At 72.0% G+C, this 25,025-nt stretch carries 22 protein-coding genes; 17 read left to right on the plus strand and 5 right to left on the minus strand.

Annotation, left to right across the window (positions count from 1 at the left end; genetic code table 11):
• Positions 1–2: 2 nt before the first annotated feature.
• The 3 genes from ACYVAP_RS13655 to ACYVAP_RS13665 all read left to right on the plus strand — a co-directional run bounded on the left by ACYVAP_RS13655 (position 3) and on the right by ACYVAP_RS13665 (position 3,154).
• The gene (locus ACYVAP_RS13655; RefSeq protein ID WP_498861073.1) at positions 3–899 is read left to right on the plus strand and encodes an SDR family oxidoreductase; all 897 of its coding nucleotides are present in this window, start codon (positions 3–5) and stop codon (positions 897–899) included.
• 119 nt (positions 900–1,018) lie between these two features.
• The gene (locus tag ACYVAP_RS13660; protein ID WP_498861074.1) at positions 1,019–1,225 is read left to right on the plus strand and encodes a hypothetical protein; all 207 of its coding nucleotides are present in this window, start codon (positions 1,019–1,021) and stop codon (positions 1,223–1,225) included.
• 201 nt (positions 1,226–1,426) lie between these two features.
• Positions 1,427–3,154 (plus strand): DEAD/DEAH box helicase, encoded by a 1,728-nt coding sequence (locus tag ACYVAP_RS13665; protein ID WP_498861075.1) that lies wholly within the window; start codon positions 1,427–1,429, stop codon positions 3,152–3,154.
• Positions 3,155–3,757: 603 nt separating this feature from the next.
• Here ACYVAP_RS13665 and ACYVAP_RS13670 read toward each other — a convergent pair.
• Positions 3,758–4,075, minus strand: a complete 318-nt coding sequence (locus ACYVAP_RS13670; RefSeq protein WP_498861076.1) for a hypothetical protein — start codon at positions 4,073–4,075, stop codon at positions 3,758–3,760.
• A gap of 109 nt (positions 4,076–4,184) precedes the next feature.
• Entirely contained in the window at positions 4,185–4,790 is a 606-nt protein-coding gene (locus tag ACYVAP_RS13675; RefSeq protein ID WP_498861077.1) for a LysE/ArgO family amino acid transporter, read from the minus strand.
• A gap of 85 nt (positions 4,791–4,875) precedes the next feature.
• Between ACYVAP_RS13675 and ACYVAP_RS13680 the strand changes: the two genes are divergently transcribed.
• From ACYVAP_RS13680 to ACYVAP_RS13710, 7 genes are all read left to right on the plus strand, one after another.
• Positions 4,876–5,778 (plus strand): ArgP/LysG family DNA-binding transcriptional regulator, encoded by a 903-nt coding sequence (locus tag ACYVAP_RS13680; protein WP_498861078.1) that lies wholly within the window; start codon positions 4,876–4,878, stop codon positions 5,776–5,778.
• 124 nt (positions 5,779–5,902) lie between these two features.
• Positions 5,903–6,283 carry a hypothetical protein gene (locus ACYVAP_RS13685; RefSeq protein WP_498861079.1) on the plus strand — a complete coding sequence of 127 codons (381 nt, stop codon included), beginning with the start codon at positions 5,903–5,905 and terminating at the stop codon, positions 6,281–6,283.
• 190 nt (positions 6,284–6,473) lie between these two features.
• Positions 6,474–7,508 carry a LacI family DNA-binding transcriptional regulator gene (locus tag ACYVAP_RS13690; RefSeq protein ID WP_498861080.1) on the plus strand — a complete coding sequence of 345 codons (1,035 nt, stop codon included), beginning with the start codon at positions 6,474–6,476 and terminating at the stop codon, positions 7,506–7,508.
• An 87-nt stretch (positions 7,509–7,595) separates the two neighbouring features.
• Entirely contained in the window at positions 7,596–8,897 is a 1,302-nt protein-coding gene (locus ACYVAP_RS13695) for a type 2 periplasmic-binding domain-containing protein (RefSeq protein WP_498861081.1), read from the plus strand.
• Positions 8,894–9,829, plus strand: coding sequence for a carbohydrate ABC transporter permease (locus tag ACYVAP_RS13700; RefSeq protein WP_498861082.1), 936 nt, complete (start codon positions 8,894–8,896; stop codon positions 9,827–9,829). The genes ACYVAP_RS13695 and ACYVAP_RS13700 overlap by 4 nt, the downstream gene beginning before the upstream one ends.
• Before the next feature lies 1 nt (position 9,830).
• Positions 9,831–10,754 carry a carbohydrate ABC transporter permease gene (locus ACYVAP_RS13705; protein ID WP_498861083.1) on the plus strand — a complete coding sequence of 308 codons (924 nt, stop codon included), beginning with the start codon at positions 9,831–9,833 and terminating at the stop codon, positions 10,752–10,754.
• Between the two features lie 58 nt (positions 10,755–10,812).
• Positions 10,813–11,808, plus strand: coding sequence for a glycoside hydrolase family 130 protein (locus tag ACYVAP_RS13710; protein WP_498861084.1), 996 nt, complete (start codon positions 10,813–10,815; stop codon positions 11,806–11,808).
• Between the two features lie 297 nt (positions 11,809–12,105).
• Here the strand turns inward: ACYVAP_RS13710 and ACYVAP_RS13715 are convergent, their stop codons facing one another.
• From ACYVAP_RS13715 to ACYVAP_RS13725, 3 genes are all read right to left on the minus strand, one after another.
• Positions 12,106–12,849: a DUF8175 domain-containg protein gene (locus ACYVAP_RS13715; RefSeq protein WP_498861085.1), complete on the minus strand. Its 744-nt coding sequence runs from the start codon at positions 12,847–12,849 to the stop codon at positions 12,106–12,108.
• Between the two features lie 95 nt (positions 12,850–12,944).
• The gene (locus ACYVAP_RS13720; protein ID WP_498861086.1) at positions 12,945–13,850 is read right to left on the minus strand and encodes a hypothetical protein; all 906 of its coding nucleotides are present in this window, start codon (positions 13,848–13,850) and stop codon (positions 12,945–12,947) included.
• Between the two features lie 124 nt (positions 13,851–13,974).
• Positions 13,975–15,756, minus strand: a complete 1,782-nt coding sequence (locus ACYVAP_RS13725) for a glycoside hydrolase family 2 protein (protein ID WP_498861087.1) — start codon at positions 15,754–15,756, stop codon at positions 13,975–13,977.
• Positions 15,757–16,024: 268 nt separating this feature from the next.
• Here ACYVAP_RS13725 and ACYVAP_RS13730 point away from each other — a divergent pair, with 268 nt between their 5' ends.
• The 7 genes from ACYVAP_RS13730 to ACYVAP_RS13760 all read left to right on the plus strand — a co-directional run bounded on the left by ACYVAP_RS13730 (position 16,025) and on the right by ACYVAP_RS13760 (position 25,025).
• Positions 16,025–17,266, plus strand: coding sequence for a LacI family DNA-binding transcriptional regulator (locus tag ACYVAP_RS13730; RefSeq protein ID WP_498861088.1), 1,242 nt, complete (start codon positions 16,025–16,027; stop codon positions 17,264–17,266).
• A gap of 265 nt (positions 17,267–17,531) precedes the next feature.
• Positions 17,532–19,238 carry an ABC transporter substrate-binding protein gene (locus tag ACYVAP_RS13735; RefSeq protein WP_498861089.1) on the plus strand — a complete coding sequence of 569 codons (1,707 nt, stop codon included), beginning with the start codon at positions 17,532–17,534 and terminating at the stop codon, positions 19,236–19,238.
• Positions 19,235–20,215 carry an ABC transporter permease gene (locus ACYVAP_RS13740; protein WP_498861090.1) on the plus strand — a complete coding sequence of 327 codons (981 nt, stop codon included), beginning with the start codon at positions 19,235–19,237 and terminating at the stop codon, positions 20,213–20,215. Before ACYVAP_RS13735 ends, ACYVAP_RS13740 begins: the two co-directional genes overlap by 4 nt.
• Before the next feature lie 5 nt (positions 20,216–20,220).
• Complete coding sequence (locus tag ACYVAP_RS13745) at positions 20,221–21,096, plus strand: ABC transporter permease (protein WP_240811182.1); 876 nt, start codon at positions 20,221–20,223, stop codon at positions 21,094–21,096.
• Entirely contained in the window at positions 21,093–22,895 is a 1,803-nt protein-coding gene (locus tag ACYVAP_RS13750; RefSeq protein WP_498861091.1) for an ABC transporter ATP-binding protein, read from the plus strand. Before ACYVAP_RS13745 ends, ACYVAP_RS13750 begins: the two co-directional genes overlap by 4 nt.
• On the plus strand, positions 22,892–24,118 hold the full coding sequence (locus tag ACYVAP_RS13755; RefSeq protein WP_498861092.1) for a glycoside hydrolase family 1 protein: 1,227 nt from the start codon (positions 22,892–22,894) through the stop codon (positions 24,116–24,118). Before ACYVAP_RS13750 ends, ACYVAP_RS13755 begins: the two co-directional genes overlap by 4 nt.
• A 265-nt stretch (positions 24,119–24,383) precedes the next feature.
• The gene (locus ACYVAP_RS13760; RefSeq protein ID WP_264451873.1) at positions 24,384–25,025 is read left to right on the plus strand and encodes an ABC transporter permease; all 642 of its coding nucleotides are present in this window, start codon (positions 24,384–24,386) and stop codon (positions 25,023–25,025) included.

Genomic DNA, 25,025 nt, shown 5'->3' on the forward strand with positions numbered 1-25,025 from the left:
CCATGGCATCAGACCAGCTGACCTTCCAGAATCCGGTCGAGCGCTTCCCGGAGATCACCCCTCCGGAGCAGGACCAGCCCGAGCCGGGCCTCGATGCGGCGCTCGTGCCCCAGACCGATCGCGGGGAGCACTCCTACCGCGGCACGGGACGTCTCGAGGGTCGGCGTGCGCTGATCACGGGGGCGGACTCCGGCATCGGGGCAGCGGTCGCCATCGCGTTCGCCCGCGAAGGTGCTGACGTCGCCCTGTCCTACCTGCCTGCGGAAGAGGAGGACGCGCAGTACATCAGTCGTGTCATCGAGGAGAGCGGCCGCACGGCTCTCCGGCTGCCCGGCGACCTCGCGGACCCCGAGTACTGCCGAGCGGTGGTCGACGAGGCGGCCGCCGGGCTCGGCGGCCTCGACGCACTCGTGAACAACGCGGGCCGACAGATCTCGGTCGAGCACGTCGAGGATCTCGACGACGAGCAGTGGACGTCGACCTTCGACGTGAACATCCGGGCGATCTACCGGGTCTCGAAGGCGGCGCTGCGACACCTGGAACCGGGATCGACGATCGTCAACACCACCTCGATCCAGGCCTACAACCCCTCACCTCATCTCCTCGACTACGCCTCGACCAAGGCGGCGATCAACAACTTCACCAAGGGCCTCGGGCAACAGCTCGCGCCACGGGGGATCCGGGTCAACGCCGTTGCCCCCGGCCCCATCTGGACCCCTCTGCAGGTCTCTGACGGTCAGCCCAAGGACGCACTTCCCGACTTCGGGAAGAGCACCCCGCTGGGCCGGGCCGGACAGCCCACCGAGCTCGCGCCCGCCTACGTCTTCCTCACCTCGCCGGAGTCCAGCTACGTCATCGGCGAGACTCTCCATGTGAACGGGGGAACCCCGAGCCCCTGAGCACGCCTGGCGAAACGGTTCTCGTCGAACGTCGAGGACGCAGACGGCCTCGCTCGCTGCGGATCCGACGGCGACGAGGGCTCACAGGTCCATGAAGAACCCACCACAGGAGGATCACCATGACCAGCACCCCCATGCATCACCCCGATGACGACACCCGCCCCGTCCCGGAGGACCAGGGCACAGCCCACCACGATGAGCACGGCACGGACGATCCGGTGGACGAGGAGACCAAGCGTCTCGCGGAGGCCGAAGCCGCCCAGCACGACGGGCCTGCCGAAGCACAAGGAGCCGATGCCGCCGAGAGCGGCGGCTACGGTCACTGAACCGGCCCCACGCCTCGCCGCATGGGGAACCGGACCTCCGCGCGGTCCAGCTCCCGGTTGCTGACCTTCCGGCGACGCGCCGGGCGCTCATGGCCGGCGCCGTCGGGAGGCGATGCGGTGCGCGACGGTCATGCGGTCTCCCGGATGCGGGACCGGAGAGGCGCTCGCAGTCGAGGGAGCGCGCCCGGGTAACCTCGCACGGTGCCTCCTTCCCCCCGTTCCAGCACCCGCCGCCGTTCCTCCCGTCGCGGCGGCGCGAGCACCTCGACCCGGCCGCTGCCCTTCGCGGGCCCGGGCGAGCGGCTGTGGGTGCTCGACGTCCCTTACGGCACGCAGGTCGAGGGCGCCACCTGGCATCCCGCGGTGAGGATGCACCTGCACGTGGGCCGAACCCTGCCCGCGCACCTCGCGCCCTACGCACCGGGCCCGCACACCCTGGGCCGCTTCCTCGAGAACCAGCTCAACCCCGACTCCCCCGCGCCGATCCCGGAGCCGGAGGAGGATTTCGAGCCGCGGCTGAACCAGTACGAGGCGGCCGATGCGATCGCGGAGCGCGCCGCGGCGGGCGGCCGGCAGTTCCTGCTGGCGGACGAGCCGGGCGTCGGCAAGACAATCTCCGCGGTGCTCGGCGCGAGCGCGGTCGGTGACCTGAGGGGCGCGGAGCGGGTGCTCGTGGTGGCGGACCGCCCGGCGGCGATCACCATCGGCCACTGGTGCCGCACGATCACGGCGCTCGGCGACAGCGGCCTGGCGTGGGTGGTGATCACCTGGGACCGCCTGGAGAAGGTCGCCGGATACGACTGGGACGTGATCATCGCCGACGAGGCGCACGCCCTGCGCCGCACCACGACGAAGCGCTGGAAGCTGTGGGCGAGGATCTCGGGGCACGGCGCCGCGCACGCGAAGGCGCCGTTCGTCATCGTCACGACGGCGACGCCCGGCCACACCCCGCTCGAGCTGCCTTACCTCGCCCCGGCGTACGCGCAGGTGCACGGGGAGTCCATGAAGGAGTGGACGTCGGTGAAGCAGCCGGCGGTCGACTTCGCCGATGCGCTCGAGCGCCACGGCATCGCGTTGGAGAAGGGCCGCTACGGGGCGACGTGGACGGCCGACGCGACCCGCCGCGCGGAGGACCTCGCCCGCGTGCGCGGCTGGCTCGCCGACGCCCGGCCGACGGCGATGCTGCATCGCGCGGCGCCCTGGGGGCCGGTGCCGATCTCGGGCATGCCGGTGACGCTCACGCCCACGGAGCGCGCCGCCTACGAGGCCGAGTGGGGCGAGTTCTGCCGCGAGATGGACGTGGCCCGGCGCGGTCGGAACACGGCGAAGGGGCGGGCGGCGCTGCTGCGGTTCCGGCAGAAGGCGGGCCTGATCCGCGTGGACTCGACGGTCGCATGGATCGGCCAGCAGGTCGAGGCGGGGCGGCAGGTGGCGTGCTCGGTCGAGTTCGTGACGACGGCCGCGGATCCGATCGCGGAGCGGCTGCGGGACGCGGGCCTCGAGGTCGCCTCGATCTACGGCCGGGACCGCTTCGACGTCGAGGCGGAGCGGCTGCGATTCCAGCGGGGCGAGGCGAGCGTCTGCGTGTTCACGACGGTCGCCTCGATCAGCCTGCACGCCGGGGAGACGCTGCCCGGCGGGGAGACGGCGAGCACCGATCCGCGCGTGGGCGTCTTCCATCAGGCGCGGTTCTCCGGCATCGCGGGCCGGCAGGTCACGGGCCGCACGCACCGCGACCACCAGGTCTCCCCCTGGCACATCGCCTACGCGCAGGGCACCGTCGAGGAGCAGGTCAGCAAGGTGATGGTGGAGCGGATCGCCGCGGCCTCGGACACCGTGGGCGGGGACACCGAGAGCCTCGAGGACGTCGCCCAGCTGCTCGGCGCGGACTGGCTTCCCTCCGCGAGCCTCACCGAGGGCGGCGCCTGATCAGCTGCCGCGCCGCCCCTGACAGCGCACCGGCGCCGAGGGCGCGGCCGGCCACGTCTCTGTGAGCTACGTGAACACCGAGACGGGCGACGAGCTCACCATCGGCGTCGACATCTCCGACGGCACGGGCCACGACCACCTCGTCGACACCGCCCGCTGACCCCGCTCGGGGGTTTCACCGGCCCCGTCCGCCGACCCCGCGACGGCGGAGCTCACCGGCGTCGCCCGCCGGGACCTCGACGGCCGAGCTCAGCGGCACGCCCCACCGGCCTCGGCCGGCCGAGCGCCTCGACATCCCCCGCCGCCCCTCCGTCGGCCGTGCCAGGGCCTCCCCCAAGAACGCCTCACATCATGTACATGATGACGCGCGTTTTCACGGGAGGCCCTCGCCGTCCCACGCTCACGACGCCGGAGCGGCGCACCCCACGAGGGCCGCGCTCCGGGCACAACCCTGACTCCGAGAAAACAACGATCCCGGGCACACCCCTGACGCCGAGCACACCCTTGCCCCCGGAGCACCCCTGCGCAGCCCACCCCGGGCCGTCCCCCGCATGACACCCCCTGGACGACGCCCCTCGGCGATCGCCCGTCAGGATCGCGGCCTCAGCGCGCGGGGCCGCCCCGCTGGGCGAGCTTGTCCTTGATACCGCGGATGGTCTTCCCGAGTCCCGTCGGCTCCGCCTCGTCCTCCGCGGGGAGCTCCACGTAGTCGACGATCGCGCGCATGGTCGCGACGTCGATGCTGGGCGTGCCGTTCGCGAGGAGGGTGCCGATCCGGGCGCCGACGAGCTTCTCGAAGGCGGTACCGGCGGCGTCGCCGCGCTCGTCGCGCACGGAGTCCAGGCGCTGCTGGAGAAGCCGTGCGGCGACCTCGGAGGCGGGCACGGGCTCGGGATGTCCGGCGACGGTGATCTGTTCCAACTTCAGTCCCCACGGGTCGAGATCGGGAGCGCGCCGCACGCCGGGCACGCCCGCCGGGCGGCTGCGACCGGCTCTTCCACAGTACCGGGAGCCGGCGGAGTCCGGCAGATCAACCGGCGGCGAGCATTCCCGCGACCACGACCATCGTCGCGGCGACGACCCCGTCGAGCACCCGCCACGAGCGCGGGCTCGAGAACAGCCGGCCCAGGCGCCGCGCGCCCACGCCGAGCGCCGTGAACCAGACGGTGCTGCCGGCCACGGCGCCGATCGCGAAGAGCCACGCCTGCCCGCCGTGGGTCGCGGCGATCGAGCCGAGCAGGAGCACGGTGTCGAGGTAGACGTGCGGGTTCAGCCAGGTCAGTGCGAGGGTCGTCGCGAGCACGGGGGCGAGGGCGCTGCTGCGGCCCTCGCCCGCCTCGATCTGCATCGACTCCCCGCCGCGGATCGCACGGCGGGCGGCGAGGGCCGCGTAGCCGAGCAGGAACACGACGCCGGCCCAGCGGGCCACGACGACGACCTCCGGTGCGGCGCGCACGAGGGCGCCGAGCCCACCCGCGCCGGCGCTGATGAGCACGGCGTCGGAGACGATGCAGACGAGCACCACGGCGAGCACGTGCTCGCGGCGGATGCCCTGGCGCAGCACGAAGACGTTCTGGGAGCCGATGGCGAGGATGAGGGAGAGGCCGGAGAGGAAGCCGTGGAGCGCGGGGGTCATCTGCTCGACGCTAGGGCCGCTCGGCATGAAGCATGAGCAAGGATTCCTCACCCTCCTGAAGCAGCGCTTTACCTAGGCTCGGTCCATGCCGATCGACCCGTCCCTCGCCCGGACCCTGCGGATCGTCGCGGAGGAGGGCACCTTCGAGGCCGCCGCCCGCCGCCAGCACATGACGCCGTCGGCCGTGAGCCAGCGGGTGAAGCAGCTCGAGCGGTCCGTGGGGCAGCGGCTGCTCGTGCGCGCGAAGCCCGTGCGGCTCACCGCGCCCGGCGAGGTGGTGGTGCGCCTCGCCCGCGCGCAGGCGCTCATAGAGGAGGAGGCCCTCGCGGAGCTGGGCCTCGACGCGCAGGGCGAGCACCCGCGCATCGGGATCGCGGTCAGCTCCGACTCGCTCGCCACGTGGTTCGTCCCCGCCCTCGCCGCCTTCACCCGCGAGCACGACGTGCAGCTCGAGCTGCAGCGCGAGGACCAGGACGTCACCGCGCGCCTGCTCACGAGCGGCGCGGCCCTCGCCGCCGTCACCTCCGCGCCCGTCGCGCCGCCCGGCTACCGCTCCCTGCCGCTCGGCAGCCTCGTCTACCGGGCCGTCGCCGCTCCCGTCTGGATCCGGCGCTGGGCCGGGGCCGACGGCGGCGGCGCCGTGACGCCCGAGGTGCTCGCCCGTGCCCCGCGCATCGACTACGACGCCTCCGACGATCTCCAGGCCGGCTGGATGCGCGCCCGCGGCGTGGATCCCGCCCTCGCCCCGCGGCACCTCGTGCCCTCGACCCATGAGCTCGCGGACGCCGTCGTCGAGGGCCTCGGCTGGGCGATGCTGCTGACCATGCAGGCCGAGCCCCTGCTCACGAGCGGCGACCTCGTGGACCTCGGTGGGGAGCCCGTCACCACTCCCCTGTTCTGGCAGGTCGCGAAGGCGCCCTCGGCCCTGCTCGACGCGCTCACCGAGGCGGTGCTGCGCACGGCGAAGGACGAGCTGCTGCAGGAGTGAGCCGGGCGGGCGGGAGTCGGTGAGATCCGGGAGTCGACCGGAGGCAGGACGCCCCCGTCGGCTCCGTCCAGATCGGGCCGTGCTCCGCGGCGCCGCCCTGCACCACCGGGCTACCGTCGGCCCCGTGAACCGTCGCACCGCCCTCCTGCTCACCGCCGCCGCGCTCCCCACTGTGCTCCTCGCCGGCTACGACGGCGCCCCGCCGATCGAGGCGAGCGTCGCGGACGGGGTCCTCCAGGGCGACGAGGCGTGGAGCAGGGTCGTCACCTTCTCCGGCAGCGCCGAGCAGATCGAGGCATGGGTCGAGGCGAGCTTCCCCGGCGGCATCGAGTCGAAGGCGCACAAGGACGACCTCGCCGTGGCGGTCGAGCGGCTCGGCGAGGGTGTGCAGAAGAAGGGTGATCGCCTGGCCGAGGGCGTCGAGGGCTCCACCGCCTTCGTCGTCGCGGTCGGCCAGGAGGACGAGCCCGTGGTCCACGCGGCCGTCCGCCGCACCGGTCGCTGACCAGCATCGCTTCCACACCCGCAGCGCCGGCGCGACCGGCGGCGCTCGCGGTCGCGGCCACTCCCGGGCCACGCCCTTCCTGACCGCCGCCTCTTGACACCCTCTTCGCAAACCGGTTTGATGTTGTCTCGTCAAACCGGTTTGTGCCCGTCGGTCGCTCCGGGAACACCCACGAGGAGGAGGTGCCGCGATGACGCAGCCCCGCAAGGCCACCATCGGCGACGTCGCCGAGCGCGCCGGCGTCACCAAGGCCACCGTCTCCCTCGCCTACTCCGGCAAGCGCCCCGTCTCCGAGGAGACCCGGCAGCGGATCTTCGCCGCCGCCGAGGAGCTGCAGTGGACCGCGAGCCACCGCGCCCGCGCCCTCGCCACATCCCGCACCGGCGCCATCGGCCTCGTCGTCGCCCGCGACCCGGAGGTCCTCGCGACGGACGCGTTCTTCTCGAAGTTCATCTCCGGCTGCGAGCGGGTGCTCGCCGAGCACGACATGGGCCTCATGCTCCATGCCGTCACCACCCGCGACGCCGAGCAGGCCGTCTACGAGCGGCTCGCCGCCGGTCGGGCCGACGGCGCCATCCTGCTCGACGTCCGCCAGGAGGACCCGCGCTTCGCCCTGGTCCGCCGCCTGGGCCTGCCCGCCGTGGTGCTCAGCGCGGAGGAGCCCGCCGACGGCGAGACCGGTGGACTGCCCACCGTCTACTCCGACGACTCCCCCGCGATCTCCGAGATCGTGCGGCTCATGGCCGAGGCCGGGCACACCCGGATCGCGCACGTCGCCGGACCTTCCCCCTACATCCACGCCCGGATCCGCCGCGAGGCGTTCACCGCCGCGGTGGCCGAGCACGGGCTGGACGGCTCGCTCGTGGTGGAGGGCGCCTTCACCGCGGCATCGGGCCGTGACGCGACCGCGCAGCTGCTCGACCTCGCCGATCCGCCCACCGCGATCGTCTACGCGAACGACACGATGGCGATCTCCGGGCTCTCCCTCGCGCACAGCCGCGGGATCCGTGTGCCGGAGGAGCTGTCGATCTCCGGCTACGACGACTCCGAGCTCTCCGCCCACCTCTCCCCCGGCCTCACCACGGTGAGCACCGGGGCCGTGCAGCGCGGCGAGATCGCCGTGCGCACCCTGCTCGCCGCGCTCGACGGCGAGGAGCCCGGCGCCGTCCTCGCCGACCACACCGTCGTCGTCCCCCGCGGGAGCATCGCCGCCCCGCAGGGGTGACCTCGGCCCACACCCACCACCCACCCCGACCGCTGCACCGCCGCAGCATCCGTTCAGCACCGCACCGTCGCACGTCTGGAGCCCACGATGACCCTCTCCCGCCGCACCTTCGCCACCGCCGCGCTCGCCACCCCGATCGCCGCCACCGCCCTCGCCGCCTGCGGCAACGGTGGCGGCGGGGGCGGGGCCGAGGCCCAGTCCTCCCGCGGCCCCGTGACGATCTGGCTGTCCAACAACGAGCAGGAGCTCGCCTGGGGCAAGGCCGCCGTCGAGGCCTGGAACAAGGACCACGCCGACGAGAAGGTCACCGCCCAGGAGATCCCCGCCGGGCAGAGCTCCGAGGAAGCCATCACCGCCGCGATCACCGCGGGCACCACCCCCGACCTCATCTTCAACATCTCCACCGCCGCCGCTCCCGCCTGGGTGCAGCAGGGCGGCCTCGTGGACCTCTCCACGTTCGAGGACGGCGCGAGCTACATCGAGGAGCGCACCGGAGCGGACGTCGCGAAGGGCTTCGCCGACGCGGACGGCAAGTACTACCTGCTGCCGTGGAAGTCGAACCCCGTCATGGTCATGTACAACAAGGACCTCTTCGAGAAGGCCGGCCTCGATCCGGAGAAGCCCGGCATGGACACCTTCGAGGGGTTCCTCGCCGGCTGCCGGAAGATCGTCGAGTCCGGCGCCGCGAAGTCCGCGATCTGGCCCGCCCCCACGAGCGAGTTCTTCCAGAGCTGGTTCGACTTCTACCCGCTGTACCTCGCCCAGACCGGCGGCACCCAGCTCGTCGAGGACGGCAAGGCCACCTTCGCCGACGAGGACGGCCTCGCCGTCGCGAACTTCTGGGCGCAGGTCTACTCCGAGGGCCTCGCCCCGAAGGAGGCCTCCACCGACGACGCCATGGCGAAGCAGGCCACGGCGATGCAGGCCGCGGGCCCCTGGGCGATCGCCTCCTACAAGGACTCCTTCACGCTCGGCCTGATGCCCGTCCCCACCGCGGAGGCGAAGGACCCCTCCGAGATCACGACCTATGCGGACTCCAAGAACGTCTCGATGTTCACCACCTCGAAGAACCAGGCGACCGCCTGGGACTTCCTGAAGTTCGCGACCTCCGAGGAGCAGGACGGCGCCTTCCTCGAGACGAGCGGGCAGATGCCGCTGCGCACCGACCTGGTGAGCACCTACGCGGACTACTTCAAGGAGCACCCGGAGTACGCGGACTTCGCCGACCAGGCCTCCCGGGTCGTGGACGTCCCCAACGTCCCCAACTCGATCGAGGTGTGGCAGACCTTCCGCGACCAGTACTCCTCCTCGGTCATCTTCGCGAAGTCCGACGTGGAGTCCTCCCTGCAGGCCGCGGCGGAGAAGATCGACCAGCTCGTCGCCGAATGAGCACCGCGACCACCCCCGCGCCGACCCGTCGGCCCGCCTCCCGCTCCCGCCTGCCGCTCGGCGGGAAGCTCGGCCCGCAGCCGCTGGGCCTGCTGCTCGCCGCGCCGTACGTGCTGTTCCTCGCCGCGGTGATGGCCTGGCCCCTGATGCAGGCCGTCTGGATCTCCTTCCACGACTACTTCTTCACCGCCCCCACGGAGGTCGTGGAGCACCCCTTCGTGGGGTTCGAGAACTACGTGACCGCGGTGACGGACCCGCAGGTGCGGCAGTCCTTCGTGAACATCGCCGTGTTCCTCGTGATCAACGTGCCGCTCACCGCGATCCTCTCGCTCGTGCTCGCGAGCGCCCTGAACCGCGTGGTGCGCTTCGCCTCGGTGTTCCGGGTCGCGTTCTACGTCCCTTACGTCACCGCGAGTGTCTCGCTGATCGGCGTGTGGATGCTGCTGTTCTCCTCCGACGGTCTCGTCAACACGATCCTGGGCCCCCTCGCCCCGGACCCGTCGTGGCTGGTCAACAGCAGCCTCGCCATGCCGTCGATCGCTCTGTACGTGACGTGGAAGCAGCTGGGCTTCTACATCCTGCTGTACCTCGCGGCCCTGCAGAACATCCCGAAGGAGCTCTACGAGTCCGCGTCGATGGACGGCGCCGGCGCCATCGCCCGGTTCCGCCACGTGACCGTGCCCGGGGTGCGCTCGGTGACCGCCCTGGTGCTGATCCTCGCGATCATCACCGGCGCGAACCTCTTCACCGAGCCGTACCTGCTCACCAACGGCGGCGGGCCCGACGGCGCCTCCACGAGCCCGGTGCTGCTGATCTACCAGAAGGGCATCCAGCAGACGAACCCCGATGTGGCCTCCGCGATCGGTGTGCTCCTCGTGATCGGGATCGGACTGCTCTCGATGCTCGCCGCCCGCGCCGGGAAGGAGGACTGACATGCCCGACCAGAAGACATCCGACGGTCCCGTCGACGCCAGGTCGGGAGCGGTGGCCGAGGTCGCCGAGCCGTCGGCCGCGCAGGCCCGCTCCGGCGCCCGCCGTTCGCGGATCGCCCTGTACGCGGTGCTCGCGCTCGTGGCCCTCGCCTTCGTGTTCCCGTTCTGGTTCATGGCCGTCGGCGCGTTCCAGGAGAACCCCACCACCTCGCCGGCGGACCTGTTCCCCACCGGCGGCTGGACCACGCAGAACTTCACCGAGATCAACTCCCGGGTGAGCCTGCTGCGGGCCCTGCTGAACTCGCTGATCTTCACCCTCGGTGTGCTCGCGGGGACGCTGACCTTCGGCCTGCTCGCCGGCTACGCCCTGTCCCGGCTGCGCTGGCGGGGCCGCGGCGCCCTCTTCGCGATCATGCTGGGCGTCCAGGCGATCCCCTTCCAGCTCCTCATGATCCCGCTGTACGTGCAGGTCACCCGCACCTACGGACTGGGTGACACCTATCTGGGGATGATCCTGCCGTTCCTCATCAACACGACGGCCGTGTTCATCTTCCGCCAGTTCTTCCTGTCCCTGCCGGAGTCGCTGTTCGAGGCGGCGCGGATCGACGGCGCCTCCGAGCTGCGGATCCTGTTCTCGATCGCCGTGCCGCTCGTGAAGCCCGCGATCGCGACGGTCGCCCTGATCACCTTCATCGGCCCCTGGAACGAGTTCCTCTGGCCCTTCCTCATCACGAAGCAGGCGACGATGCAGCCGCTCGCCGTGGCGCTCGCGAACTACATCTCCAACGTCGCCCAGACGGCCGCGAACCCCAACGGCGCGATCCTCGCCGGGGCAGCGACCCTCGCCTTCCCCGTGGTGCTGCTGTTCGTCGTCTTCCAGCGGTTCTTCCGCGCCTCCGACGTCAGCTCCGGCATCAAGGGCTGACGCCCCCTACCCACCTGCACCTTCGTCTCGACCTCGACGCCCTACCCCTAGGAGAACCATGTCCACCGTGTCCCTCTTCGGCGGCGCCAGCTTCCCCCTCGGCCCGTTCGTCCCCCACGAGAGCAACCCGATCCTGCGCCCCAAGGGCGATTCGTGGGAGTCCGCGAACCTCTACAACCCCGCCGCGCTCGTCGTCGACGACCGGGTGGTGCTCCTCTACCGCGCCCATGCGGAGGACATCGTGTCCCACATCGGCATCGCGTTCTCCGACGACGGCGTCACCTTCGAGCGGGAGGACGCCCCGATCCTCTCCCCCGAGCACGACTACGAGCGGTTCGGCTGCGAGGACCCGCGGATCGCGTACATCGAGGGCACCTACTACCTCACCTACACCGGCTGGGACCGCACGAGCGCCCAGCTGTGCCTCGCCACCTCGACCGACCTGCGCTCCTGGACCAAGCACGGCCCGCTCTTCGAGGACTTCGACACCTTCGCGACCACGACGAACCCGCGCGGGCGCACCTGGTCCAAGGCCGGCGTCATCGTCCCCCGGCAGATCCAGGGGAAGTGGTGGATGTACTTCGGTGAGGGCTCGATCTACTGGGCGACCAGCGACGACCTGATCCACTGGACGCCCGGCACGAGCGACCGCGAGCCGATGTACTCGCCCACGCCCGGCACCTTCGACGAGGCGCTCGTGGAGATCGGCACCTCCCCCGTGCTCACGGACAGCGGGCTGCTCGTCATGCTCACCAACGGCGCGACCCGCACCGTCCACGAGGACGGCACCGTCGAGGTCGACTACCGCTGCGGCCAGATCGCGATCGACCCCGCCGAGCCCACCAAGGTCCTCGCCCGCCTACAGGACCCGTGGCTGCGCCCGCAGACCTACGAGGACACCCACGGCCTGGTCTCCAACGTCACCTTCGTCGAGGGGCTCGTGAAGTTCCGCGGCAGGTGGTTCGCCTACTACGGGCAGTCGGACACGACCCTCGCCGTCGCCATCGCGGATCCCGCGGTGCCCTTCGGCACGGGGCTGCAGGCCGACGGCTGACCGGATCTCGGTGAAGAGTCCTGGGGTGTCCTCGCCCGTCAGTACGGCCCGCGTTTTGACGACGAGGAGACTCCCGAGGGCCGGCAGTGCCGAGGGACAACAACCTGATGGCTTCTCCTTCCTGGAGAAGCTCAGGGAGTCACGTGCCAGCACCTCCGCAGGTTTCCCGCCTCCGGCGAAAGGCATCGTCGTCCAGGAGCACACGAGGTACGGGGCCAGAGGATTCAACGACCAGCGGATGAGGTTGCGCCTGTTGTGACCGCCCTCTGATTCATCGGAGGGCGGCGCCAGCCGTTCTTACGCTCGCCAGGGCACGAATCCGTCGAGCGACTCAATGGCGATCGCCTGATCGCCGACGTTCTCCGGGTCGACCATCCAACGCCCGTCTCTCCACTGCAGCGCAACCTTGATATATACGATCGCGGACTGTCCGTCCACGACCACCTCGGTGGCGATGTCCGCGCTCGCGGAATCTTCCGAGTAGCTCTGATAGCGGTACCCGACAAGAGTCGCATCCATTTCGGCAAGGGTTGAGCCCTGCGATTTCTGCTCCTCCCCGACGACACCATCATGGAACTCGCCCTCGGGGATCCAGACATCGGCGAAGCCGTCGACGTTTCCGGTCGCAGCGAACTCGTACGCCATGGCGAAGAGCGCTCCCTCGGCCGAGTGCTCGTAACAGGACCAGAGGTCGTCCTCCTGAACGAATGGTCCCACCGCCGTGGAGGTGGGAACAGAGACGCCCGCGACCATCGTCCAGCCGTCGACCTGAGGGGTGGAGCTGGGGATCGTCGAGCTCCCCTCCTTCACCTCGCACTCCCCCGGCTCGACATCCGCGCTCCCGGCCGCGGAATCTGCCGCCTCGGTGTTCGTCGCCTCCGACGCACCTGCATCAGAAGTCCCTCCGTCCGAGGCGCTGGTCGCCGCCTCGGCGGTCTCGCCCGAGGACGATGCCGATCCGCTGCCGCATCCGGCGAGACCTATCAGGAGAAGTGCCGCAGCGGCGGCGGTGGCGGAGCGGCTGAGGAGCGAGGAGCGCATGGGGGGCTGCTTTCACGGAGGAGGTCTTCTGGGGATAGAAGATCATGGCGACCCCGCCTTCGGCACCGACTCTCCAGACGTTGTGGACGGCGGCCTCACCACATCCCCGCCTCGACCTCCGCGATCGCGGCGCGCAGCACGAGCGGCGCCCGGTAGCGGGTGGCGATGCCGGCGCGCACGGAGCGGTCGATCTCGGGGTCGCCGCCCTCCGCGCTGAGCACGCCCCAGCGCACGAGGTCCTCGAGGACCGCGCCGAGGTGCGCGAGCTCCCGCAGCGCGGTGGGGTGGGGGTGCCCGGTGTACGGATCCAAGGGCACGGAGCGGATGGCGGGGTGCTGGAGCAGGCCGGCGAGGTACTCACACACCTGGCGGCAGTGGTCGAGGTCGCCGTCCATCGGCGCCCACGGCAGCAGCAGCCCCTCGGGGCGGGTGGCCAGGAGCAGCGCCTCGGTGAGGGGCTCGCGCGGGGAGGCCTCGGCGCGCAGCCACAGGTCGTGGCCCTGACGTTGCAGGCGCTGGGCGATGATCGCGGCGAGACCGTCCCGCATCGCCTGGAGCATGGCCGTCCCGGCCGCGTCGCGGAGCGCCTCCCGGTCGGGGCAGAGGGCTGTGGGCTGCAGGACGTGGTCGACGATCTCCACCCAGCCCAGCCCCCGCAGCGTCCGGGCCCGCTCGTCGAGGCCTGGGGCGGGGTCCCAGGTGCTCCAGCGGTCGCGGCGACGGGCCGAGGACCCGCTCCCGCGGCGGTAGGCGCGGACGTCCGCGACGTAGAAGGTGCCGGTGCGGGTGACGCGGCGTCCCTCCCCCACGAAGTCGAGCAGGTCCTGCAGGTGGCCGGGCCAGTCGAAGGCGGGCAGCTGGCTGCGCAGGAGCGCCCGCCCCTCGGGGTCGTCGGGGTCGACGGCCTCGGGGACGGGCACATCGCCCAGGAACCAGGGGCGCGGGACGGGACGGGGTGCGTCAGCGACGGGGGCGTCGTCCGTGTGGTCGATGAGAGTCATGCCCAGACCCTCGTCCCGCCCGCACCGACGGGCCAGCGAGCGCCGCGGAATGTGGACCCCACCGCGCTGGGGAGGAACGACCGCGGGGCCCGGGGCCCCGGGGCTCCGTCGGCCCCGCCCCGGCTCAGCCCTCCCGGCGACCCGTCACGAACGCCCTGATCACGGCCGGGTCGAGCTTCGGGTTGCGGTCGGCGTCGGCGAGCCCGTTCGCCTCCTGCAGGGTGTCGGTGAGCTGGGTGTAGCAGAACCCGGTGACGACCTCGCTCGCGTGGAGCGCGTCGAAGAGGGAGGCGACCTTCTCCTCGTACTCCTCCGGCGACGAGACCGTCGCGTAGCCCCAGGTCCCTTGGGCGGCGTAGGCGATGCCGCCGAACTCGGTGACCATGACCGGGGCGCCCTCGTGGAGGTCCACGGCGGCGTCGTCGATCGGTCGGCGGCGCTGCGGGCCGCGCCCGGCGATCAGCGCGGCGGCGGAGTCCTCGCTCGCCCAGGAGCGGCGCAGGGCGTCGGCATCGGTCGTGTAGTCGTGCAGGGCGATGACGTCCCCGCCCATGAGCTCGTAGCCGTCGTTGGAGACGACGGGCCGGCTCGGGTCCAGGGCCTTCGTGAGCGCGGTCAGGGCGAGAGTGAGCTGGCGCTGCGGGAGCGAGTCGGCGAGGTCGCGCACACCCCAGGACTCGTTGACGGGCACCCAGGTGACGACGCTCGGATGGGGCCGGCACTGCTCCACGATCTCCGTCCACTCGGCGGTGATCAGGGCCGCGGCGCGCGGGCTGTAGGCGTAGGCGTTCGCGGTCTCGCCCCAGATCAGCAGGCCCAGCTCGTCCGCCCAGCGCAGGAAGCGCGGGTCCTCGACCTTCTGGTGAACGCGGGCGGCGTTGAAGCCGAGCTCCTTGATGAGCTCCACCTCGCGGCGCCGGGCGTCCTCGCTGGGAGCGGTGAGATGGGAGGTGGGCCAGTAGCCCTGCTCGAGCACGGAGCGCACGTAGTAGGGCTCGCCGTTGAGCAGGAAGTGCCCGCGGTCGATCCCCGTGGTGCGCAGCCCCAGGTAGCTCGCGGCCTCGTCGCGCACCTCGCCGCCCTCGAGCACCTGCAGGTCCACGTCCACGAGCGCGGGATGCTCGGGGCTCCACAGCAGGCGGTCGCGGTCCTGCGTGTTGCGCACGGCGGGCACGTCGACCACGAGCTCGACGCGGGTCTCGTGCGCGCTCACCTCGACGCTCCCGAGCGCCTCCTCCCCCGCGCGCAGGGACGCCCGCACGGTCGTGCCCGGGGCGGGGCGGCGGGCGAGGCGCACGCTCAGCTCGACGCGGGCGCGCGGCATGTCGAAGGTGCTGTGCACGGCGGTGACGTGCTGCTCGGCGACCTCCTCGAGCCACACGGAGCGCCAGATGCCGGTGGAGCGGTGGTACCAGATGCCGTGCGGCTCCTCGCGCCAGTCCTGCTTGCCGCGCGGCTGCTCGGGATCGAGCGGGTCGTCGAGCGCGCGCACCACGAGCACGTGCTCCTCCCCCGCATCGAGCAGGTCGGTGAGGTCGAGGGTGAAGGACGTCTGCCCGCCGACGTGGCGGCCCACGTGGTGGCCGTCGACCCAGACGTCCGCCTCGTGGTCGACCGCGCCGAGGTGGAGGAGGGTGCGGTGCCCGGGCCGCGGGGCGGCGGTGATCGTGCGGCGGTACCAGAGCACGGGGTGGAAGGCCGTGTCGTGGATGCCGGAGGCCTCGCTCTCCGGCACGAAGGGCACGGTGATCTCGCGGTCGAAGCGGCCTGCGGCCTCGGGGGCGTACCAGCGCTCGGCGAGGCCGCGGTCCTCGTCGTCATGGGCGAAGCCCCACGCGCCGTCAAGGTCCGTCCAGGCCTCGCGGCGCAGGGTGGGGCGGGGATGGGCGGCGGCGGGCGTCGTCATGGCGGAGCATCCTTAGCACGTGGGAATCGACGGTCGCCCCAGCGTAGCGGTCACACCTCCGAAGCGCTGGACGGGACCTGCACGGCGGGCGGCGGATCCGCCCGGGAGCGACGGGACCACATCCGGCCCCCAGCGACGGCCCGGCCCGCGACCGGATCACGACCGGACCGCTCGACCCGGGACCCGCGGGCGCCGGGTCAGGTACGGTGCCCTAGCCCGACCCGTGCCCCTCCCCCGTGCGGCTCCTCAGCGAAAGGCGATGCCCGGCGTGCCCGAGAGCAAGTCCCCGACCGTCTACGACGTCGCGCGCCAGGCCGAGGTCTCGATCGCGACGGTCTCCCGCGTGCTGCGGCGGCCGGACAAGGTCGCCGCCGCGACCCGCGAGCGCGTGATGGCCGCGGTGCAGCAGCTCGGCTACGTCCCCAATGCGAGCGCGCGCGGTCTCGCGGGTCGCCGCACCGGCGTGCTCGGCCTGCTCATCCCGGGCCACGACCTGCCCACCACGAGCGACCGGGAGGACGCCCGCTCCGCCACCGGCGAGGTCGCCTTCATCGACGACCGGGACGGCTCGGCCGCGGATCCGTTCCGCAACCGCTACTTCGAGCAGCTCGTGCGCGGGGCCGAGGCCGCCGCCTGGCGCGAGGGCTACGCGCTCATGGTCGCTGCCGGCCGGGACATGGGCCGCGAGGTGGTCATGCACGACCTCGCAGGGCGGGTCGACGGACTCGCCGCCGTCTCCCGCACCGTGCCGGACGAGCTGCTGCGCACGAGCATCGGCCGCACGCCGCTCGTGCTGGTGGCGGGGCACAGCACGGCCGACGGCGACGGGGCCGACGGCGACGGCGACGGCGACGGCGAGGGAGCAGACAGCGCCGAGGGGGCCGACGTAACCGACGGGGCCGTGGACGGCGTGGGGCCCCGGGGCGCCGTCGGCACCACGGCCGACGCCGTGAGGGTGGACAACCGCGGCGGCATGCGCGCGCTCGTGGAGCACGTGCTGGCCGTGAAGCCGCCGGGGCCGGTGCTCTACCTCGCCGGCCCGCCCGACTCCCCCGACGCCGCCGGCCGCGCCGCGGGGTTCCGGGACGCGATCGGCGGGGACGGTGCCGGCAGCGACGGCGGCACCGGCCGGGACGGCACCGCCTGGACCGAGCTCCTCGGCGACTTCACCTGGCAGGGCGGACATGACGCCGTCGCCGCTCACCTCGAGCAGGACACCCCCGCCGCGGTGATCGCCGCGAACGACCAGAGCGCCCTGGGCGCGCTCGCCGCGCTGCGCGCGGGCGGCGTGGACGTGCCCGGAACCTGCGTGGTGACGGGCTTCGACGGCATCGACGAGTCGCGGTGGAGCACGCCCGCGCTCACCACGGTGCGCCAGCCGATGCTCGACCTGGGCGTGCGGGCGGTGGAGCTGCTGCTGCGCCGCATCGCCGATCCGGGAGCGCCGGCGACGGAGCTCCTGCTGCCGGTGGACGTGCTGCTGCGCCACAGCTGCGGCCCGCACCGCTGAGCCCAGCAGCGCCGGACCTCACACCGGCGAGCCCTGCCCGTCCGGGAGGATCCGCAGGCCCGTCGCGTGAACGCTCCCCCGGCGCGCGACCTCGTCATCGATACGTCTCGTCCACGCCTCGGTTCCCTGAGTTGCGCTCTCGATGTAAGCGCATACACTCGTCGGGCGCCGTCCGCCGGACCCCGTTCCCGGGAGCCCGCGACGCCGGCGCCTCGGCCGCCGACCGGCGGCATGTTCGTACGACGGCGTGAGGACGTGACACCCCGTGGCTTCCACACCACCACCCCGGCCGGGCCTGCCGGGACCCCTCGACCACGCGGCACCGCTGCGCCGCCGCACCCTCCTGGGCGGCACCGCGCTCGCGGCCGGGCTCCTCGCGAGCGGCTGCAGCCTGCAGATCACCAGCAAGCCCGATCCCACGATCGGTGACGACACCCTGCTGATCGCCGGGGACAAGGGCACGCCCACGTTCACCGCGAACTTCAACCCCTTCAACGCGAACGCCCGCAAGGCCGCCGCGATCGTCTACGAGCCCCTGATCTGGATCAACCCCCTGGACGGCACGCTCGTGCCGTGGCTCGCCGAGAGCTGGGAGCAGCCGGACCCGCAGAAGATCGTGCTGACGCTGCGCAGCGGCGCCACCTGGCACGACGGCACCCCGCTCACCACCGGGGACGTGGGCTACACCTTCCGGATGCTCAAGGAGCACCCCGCCAACGACACCGGCGGCGTCTGGAGCCGCGTCGACACCGTCGAGACGACGGACTCCACCGTCGAGATCACGCTGCTCGCCCCGGACTCCCCCGCCCTGCCCGTCATCGGCGCGATGCTCATCGTCCCCGAGCACATCTGGGCCGACGTCGAGGAACCCTCGACCTGGCGCAACGAGGAGCCCGTCGGCTCCGGCCCGTTCCAGCTCGGCAACTTCACCTCCCTCCAGTACACGCTGGACCGCTACGCGGGCTACTGGCAGGCGGACCAGATCGACGTCGAGCACCTCGTCTACCCCGCCGCGAGCGAGGAGATGGACCTGGTCACGAAGGGCTACGACTGGGCGTACGCCTACATGAGCGACGTCGAGAACACCTGGATGGCCGCGAACCCGCACAACAAGTACTGGTTCCCGCCGGGCGGCATCATCGGCCTCCACCTCAACCACGACGTCGCCCCCTTCGACGACCTCGACGTGCGCCGCGGCCTGTCCCTCGCGCTCGACGGCAAGCAGGTGGGCGAGGTCGCCGCGGAGGGCTACATGGACGAGGCCAGCCAGTCCGGCCTGCTCCTGCCCAACCAGGAGGACCTCCTGAACCCGGAGATCCCGGACCGCGGCATCATCGCCCAGGACGTCGACGCCGCGATCGCGGCCTTCGAGAAGGCCGGCTTCCGGCACGACGGCACGACCCTGCGCACGGCCGACGGCGAGCCCTTCACCTTCGCCATCACGACCGCGAACGGCTACACCGACTGGCTGCGCGCGGCCCAGGAGGTCCAGCGCCAGCTGCGCGGCGTGGGCATCGAGGCGACCATCGAGACGCCGCAGCCCGCGGCCTACGAGGCGAACCTGACCAGCGGCGACTTCGCCGTCGCGATGGGCTCCTCCAACGGGTCCGACGCCTTCCAGGGCTACTCCAACCTCCTGTGGGGCGAGTACTACGCGCCCGTCGGCGAGGCGAGCCAGAACAACCGGATCCGCTACCGCAACGACGAGGTCGACCAGCTCATCGGCGACTACCGCGCGAGCGTCGACGAGGACGAGCAGGGCCGCCTCCTGCAGCAGCTCGAGAAGATCTTCTACGACGACCTCCCCGTCATCGCCCTCTACTACGGCGGCCTCTGGGGCCTGTACAACGACGGCCGCTTCACCGGCTGGCCCAGCGCGGAGGACCCCTACGCGCCCCTGCAGACCTACCAGTCCTCTCCGCTGCGCGTCCTCACCCGGGTGCGCCGCGTCCGGAACGGAGGCGCCTCATGAGGTACATGCTCCAGCGCGCGGGGTGGTTCCTGCTGACCCTCTGGGCGGCGATCACCCTGAACTTCCTGCTGCCGCGCATGATGCCCGGCTCCCCGGCGGACGCCGCCCTCGCGAAGCTCGCGCAGAACGGCCCCGTCACCGAACAGACCCGCAAGGCCGTCGAGGCGCAGCTCGGCGTGCCCGACGGCAACCTGCTCCAGCAGTACCTCGACTACCTCCACCAGGTCGTCACGCTCGACTTCGGCGTCTCCTACGCCTTCTACCCCGAGCCCGTGACGGGCCTGGTCCTCCAGGCCCTGCCCTACACGCTCATCCTCGTGGGGCTCGTGACGATCGCGGCGTTCGTGATCGGCACCCTGCTGGGCGTGCTCGCCGCCTGGAAGCGGGGCACCTGGATGGACGCCCTGCCCGCCGTGGGCGGCAGCTTCCTGGGGACCTTCCCCTACTTCTGGACCGCCCTGCTGCTGCTGTTCTTCCTCGGCTACGTCGGCCACCTGTTCCCCACCTTCGGCGCCTACTCGGCGACCACGGTCCCCGGGCTCAGCTGGGCCTTCCTCGAGGACGCGCTCTACCACGCGGCGCTCCCCGCGACGACGATGCTGGTCACCTCCCTCGGCGGCTGGATCATCGGCATGCGCAACGCGATGATCACGACCCTCGGCGAGGACCACGTGACCTTCGCGGAGGCCAACGGCATCCCCGGTCGCACCGTCGCCCTGAAGTACGCGGCCCGCAACGCGATCCTCCCGAACCTCACGGGCTTCGGCATGGCGCTCGGCGGCGTGGTCGGCGGCTCCGTGCTCGTCGAGCAGGTCTTCGGCTACCCGGGCATCGGCTTCCTGCTGTTCAACGCCGTCACCGGCCAGGACTACCCGCTGATGCAGGCGATCTTCCTGATGATCACCGTGAGCGTCCTGGTCGCGAACCTGCTCGTGGACATCATGTACGGCATTCTCGACCCGAGGACGAGGCGATGAGCGCGATGAGCACTGCCCTGACCACCACCTTCACCGCCTCGATCCGCACCGTCTGGGGCAACCGCAAGGCACGGATCGGCCTGATCATCCTCGGGCTGTTCGTCGTGCTCGCGGTGCTCGCCCCGCTCGTCGCGCCCTACGGCCCCGAGGACAACGGCTTCGAGCGCAACCAGGGCGCCTCCGCCGCGCACTGGCTGGGCACCACCGCCGCCGGCGAGGACGTGCTGAGCCAGCTGATCTTCGGCTCCCGCATTTCCCTGCTCGTGGGCTTCGGCGCCGGCGGCATCGCCACTGTGATCTCCGTGCTCGTGGGCCTCAGCTGGGGCTACGTGCGCGGTTGGCTCGGCGACGTCATCAACTTTGTCGTCAACATGTTCCTGGTGATCCCGGGCCTGCCGCTGATGATCGTGGTCGCCACGTACCTCAGCAACGGCGGCATCTCCGTGATCGTCGCGGTCATCGCGATCACCGGCTGGGCCTGGGGCGCGCGTGTGCTGCGCAGCCAGACCCGGACCCTGCGCGGGCGCGACTTCGTGGAGGCCGCGCGGTTCTCCGGCGAGCGCGCGCCGCGGATCGTCTTCCGCGAGATCCTGCCGAACATGACCTCGCTCATCGCGGGCGGGTTCTTCGGCTCGGCGACCGCCGCGATCCTCGCCGAGGCGGGCCTGGAGTACCTGGGCCTCGGCGACTCCACCGTCATCAGCTGGGGGACGATGATCTATTGGGCGCAGAACTCCAACGCGCTCCTCACCGGCCAGTGGGCGCTGCTGTTCGCGCCCGGCCTGTGCATCGCCCTGCTCGCCACCTCGCTGACCCTCATCAACTTCGGCATCGACGGGATCAGCAATCCCCGTCTGCGGGAAGGGAGCACCGGCCGATGAGCACCGCCACGCACCGCACCACCCCGTCCACCCTCGGGGCGGAGGAGCCGCTGCTGCGGGTCCAGGACCTCTCCGTCGTCTACGAGCCGGTCGGGGCTCCCGCCACCCGGGCCGTCCGCGAGGTCTCCTTCGAGGTGGGCCGCGGCGAGTTCGTGGGCCTCGTGGGCGAGTCCGGCTCCGGGAAGTCCACGCTCGGGTTCGCGCTCACCGCGCTCTCGAAGCCTCCGGCCCGCATCGAGTCCGGCAGCATCCTGTTCGGCGACGTCGACATCGCCTCGATGAGCGCGGAGGAGCTGCGCACCCAGCGCCAGGGCGGCTTCGCCATGGTGCTGCAGGCGGGCATGAACACGCTCAGCCCCGTGCGCACGATCCGGAAGCACTTCCACGACATCTTCGCCGCCCACCGGCACGTCGCCCCGGCTGATCGGGACGACCGCGCCGCGGAGCTCGTGGGCCGCGTGTCCCTGGGCCCGGAGGTCCTGGACCGCTATCCCTTCGAGCTCTCCGGCGGCATGCGCCAGCGCGTGACGATCGCGCTCGCGCTCTCCCTCGAGCCGCAGCTGATGGTGTTCGACGAGCCCACCACCGCGCTCGACGTCCTCGTCCAGCACGCGGTGATGGACACGATCCGCGAGCTGCAGGCGCAGGAGGGCTTCACGGCGATCCTCATCAGCCATGACCTGGGCGTGGTGCTCGAGTCCGCGCACCGCGTGATGGTGATGCACGACGGCCGGGTCGTCGAGGACGCCCCGAGCGAGGACATCCTGCGCCGCCCGCAGCACGAGTACACCCGCATGCTGCTGAGCCACTTCGCGGACCCGCGTGCGGAGCACGTCGCGCTCCCCGGCCTCGAGGCACCGGTCCCCGGCGCCCGGATGCCGGACGGGTCGGCCGCGCCGACGGGGGCGGAGTCCTCGGAGGCGCCGACGACCCCGGGGACGCCGGCCCCGTCGGCCGCCTCCTCCCCCTCCGCAGGCCGCGGGCTCGAGCTGCGGGTCCAGGGCGTCAGCAAGTCCTTCGGCGCACCGCGTCGCGGGGCGCAGCCCGTGCTCGCCGTCGACGACGTCAGCTTCACCCTCGCCGCCGGCGGGGCGACCGCGCTCGTCGGCCAGTCCGGCAGCGGGAAGTCCACGCTTGCGAAGCTCATCACGGGCGTCGAGAAGCCCACCGCCGGCACGATCCACGTCGGCGACGCGGAGGTGGGGAGCCTGCGCCGCAAGGAGCTGCGGGACCTGCGCCGGAGCGTGCAGATGGTCTTCCAGGACCCGTACGCGGCGCTCAACCCGCTCAGCACCGTCGAGTACACGCTCACCCGGGCGCTGACGAACCTCACGGACCTGCGGGGCACCGCCCTGCGGAAGCGCCTGCACGAGCTGCTCGAGACCGTGGGCCTCAGCCCCGCCGCGCAGTTCGCCGCGAAGCTGCCCCACCAGCTCTCCGGCGGGCAGCGGCAGCGCGTGGTCATCGCGCGGGCGCTCGCCGCGGATCCGCAGGTGATCATCGCCGACGAGCCCGTCTCGATGCTCGACGTGTCCCTGCGCGCCGGGGTGCTGGCCCTGCTGCGCGACCTGCGCGAGCGCACCGGCATGTCCCTGCTCTACATCACGCACGACCTGCTCAGCGCCCGGCTGATCACCGACGACATCCTCGTCCTGCACGACGGCCGCGTCGTCGAGTCCGGCCCCACCGCCGAGGTCATGCGGCATCCGCAGGACGAATACACGATCCGACTGCTCGACGCGATCCCCGACCCGGCGCGTGTGCACGGCGCCCGACCCGACCGAGGAGACCTCCCGTGACCACAGCATCCACCGCGACCGCACTGACCTTCCCCGACGGTTTCCTGTGGGGCGCCGCGACCGCCGCCCACCAGATCGAGGGCAACAACGTGAACGCGAACTGGTGGGAGATGGAGCACCGCCCCGACTCCCCCGTCGTCGAGCCGAGCGGCGACGCCGCGGACAGCTACCACCGCTTCGAGGAGGACATCCGGATCCTCGCGGAGCTCGGGCTGAACACCTACCGCTTCAGCATCGAGTGGGCGCGCATCGAGCCCGAGCGCGGGTTCGTCTCCCGCGCCGAGCTCGCGCACTACCGGCGCATGATCGAGGCGTGCCTCGCGCACGACGTCGAGCCCGTCGTCACGCTCATGCACTTCACGGTGCCGCGCTGGTTCGAGCGGGACGGCTTCTGGCGCGCCGACGACGCCCCCGCGCTCTTCGCCCGCTACACGGAGACCGTGCTGCCGATCCTCGACGGCGTGCGCTACGTGTGCACGATCAACGAGCCCAACATCGCCGCGATGCTCGCGGGCGGCGAGAAGGCGGAGAACCTCGTCGCCCACGGCCTGCCCGCCCCGGACCTGCAGGTCGCCGATCAGCTCCTCGCCGCGCACCGGGCGTCCCGGGCCGTGCTCGCGCGCCGGCCCGAGATCCTCTCCGGCTGGACGATCGCCACCCAGGCCTTCCACGCGACCGGCGAGCCGGGCAGCGAGGAGATGCTCCAGGAGTACGGCTACCCGCGGGACTTCTGGTACCTCGAGAACGCGCGGGGCGACGACTTCCTCGGCGTCCAGGCGTACACCCGCACCTTCATCGGGCCCGAGGGCCCGCTGCCCGTCGAGGAGGGCGTGGAGACCACGCTGACCGGCTGGGAGTTCTTCCCCGAGGCCGCGGAGCTCGGGCTGCGCAGCGCCTGGGAGCTCAGCGGCCACGTGCCGCTCATGGTCACCGAGAACGGCATCGCCACCGGGGACGACACCCGCCGCCGCGCCTACGTCCAGGGCTCCCTCGAGGGCATCCACCGCGCGATCGCCGACGGCATCGACGTGCGCGGCTTCCAGTACTGGTCGCTGCTGGACAACTACGAGTGGGCGAGCGGCTACCGGCCCACCTTCGGGCTCGTCAGCTGGGACCCCGAGACCTTCGAACGGACGGTGAAGCCGAGCGCCCGCTGGTACGGCGGCATCGCCCGCGACAACGCGCTCCCCCTCGAGGGCGGGAACCGCCCGGACGCCCGCTGAGGGGCTTCGTTACGCCTTCGTGACCCCCACCGGGACGTTTCCTCGGATCCAGGCCTCTGACCTGCGCCGACGACCGCTTCCCGGTGGGGGTCGCTTTCCCCTCGACCGGGCTGACAGGCCCGCGACCAGCACCGTCGGCTTGCCCTCTCCCGGTCTCCCGCCTAGCGTCGACGCAGCCAGGGGCCCGACGGGAGATCGCCGGAACTGCTCCACGAGCGAGCACACGACCATCACCCGCGACCATGTCTGAGGCGATTCAGTGAACATCGGCGACTTCGTCCGATCGCGATCCGGCGAGATCCTCTTCGCCTCCTTCCAGCACCTGAGCCTGGTGGTCCAATCGGTCGTCCTCGCCACGGTCCTCGCCGTGCTCATCGCCGCCCTCGTGCACCGCAGCCCCGCCGCCCGCGGCGCCGCGAACTCCGTCAGCGCGATCGGCCTGACGATCCCCTCCTTCGCCCTCATCGGGCTCATGGTCGCCCCGTTCGGCTTCGGCGTGCTCCCCTCGGTGATCGTCGTCGTGTTCTTCGCGACGCTCCCGATCCTGCGCAACGCGATCGTCGGCCTCGGCGGCGTCGACCCGGCCCTCGTCGAGTCCGCCCGCGGCATCGGCATGAGCCGCCTCGGCACCTTCCTGCGCGTCGAGCTGCCGCTCGCCTGGCCCGTGATCCTCTCGGGGGTCCGGGTCTCCGCCCAGATGGTCATGGGCGTCGCCGCCGTCGCGGCCTTCGTGCTCGGCCCCGGCCTCGGCGGGTTCATCTTCCAGGGCCTCTCACGGCTCGGAGGGGCCGGCGCGCTCGAGTCGGTCATCACCGGCACCGTCGGCGTCATCCTCCTCGCATTCGTCCTCGACCTCGTCCTGCTCGGCATCGGCCGGCTCACCACCTCGAAGGGCATCCGTGTCTGA

Source organism: Brachybacterium horti (assembly GCF_054777615.1).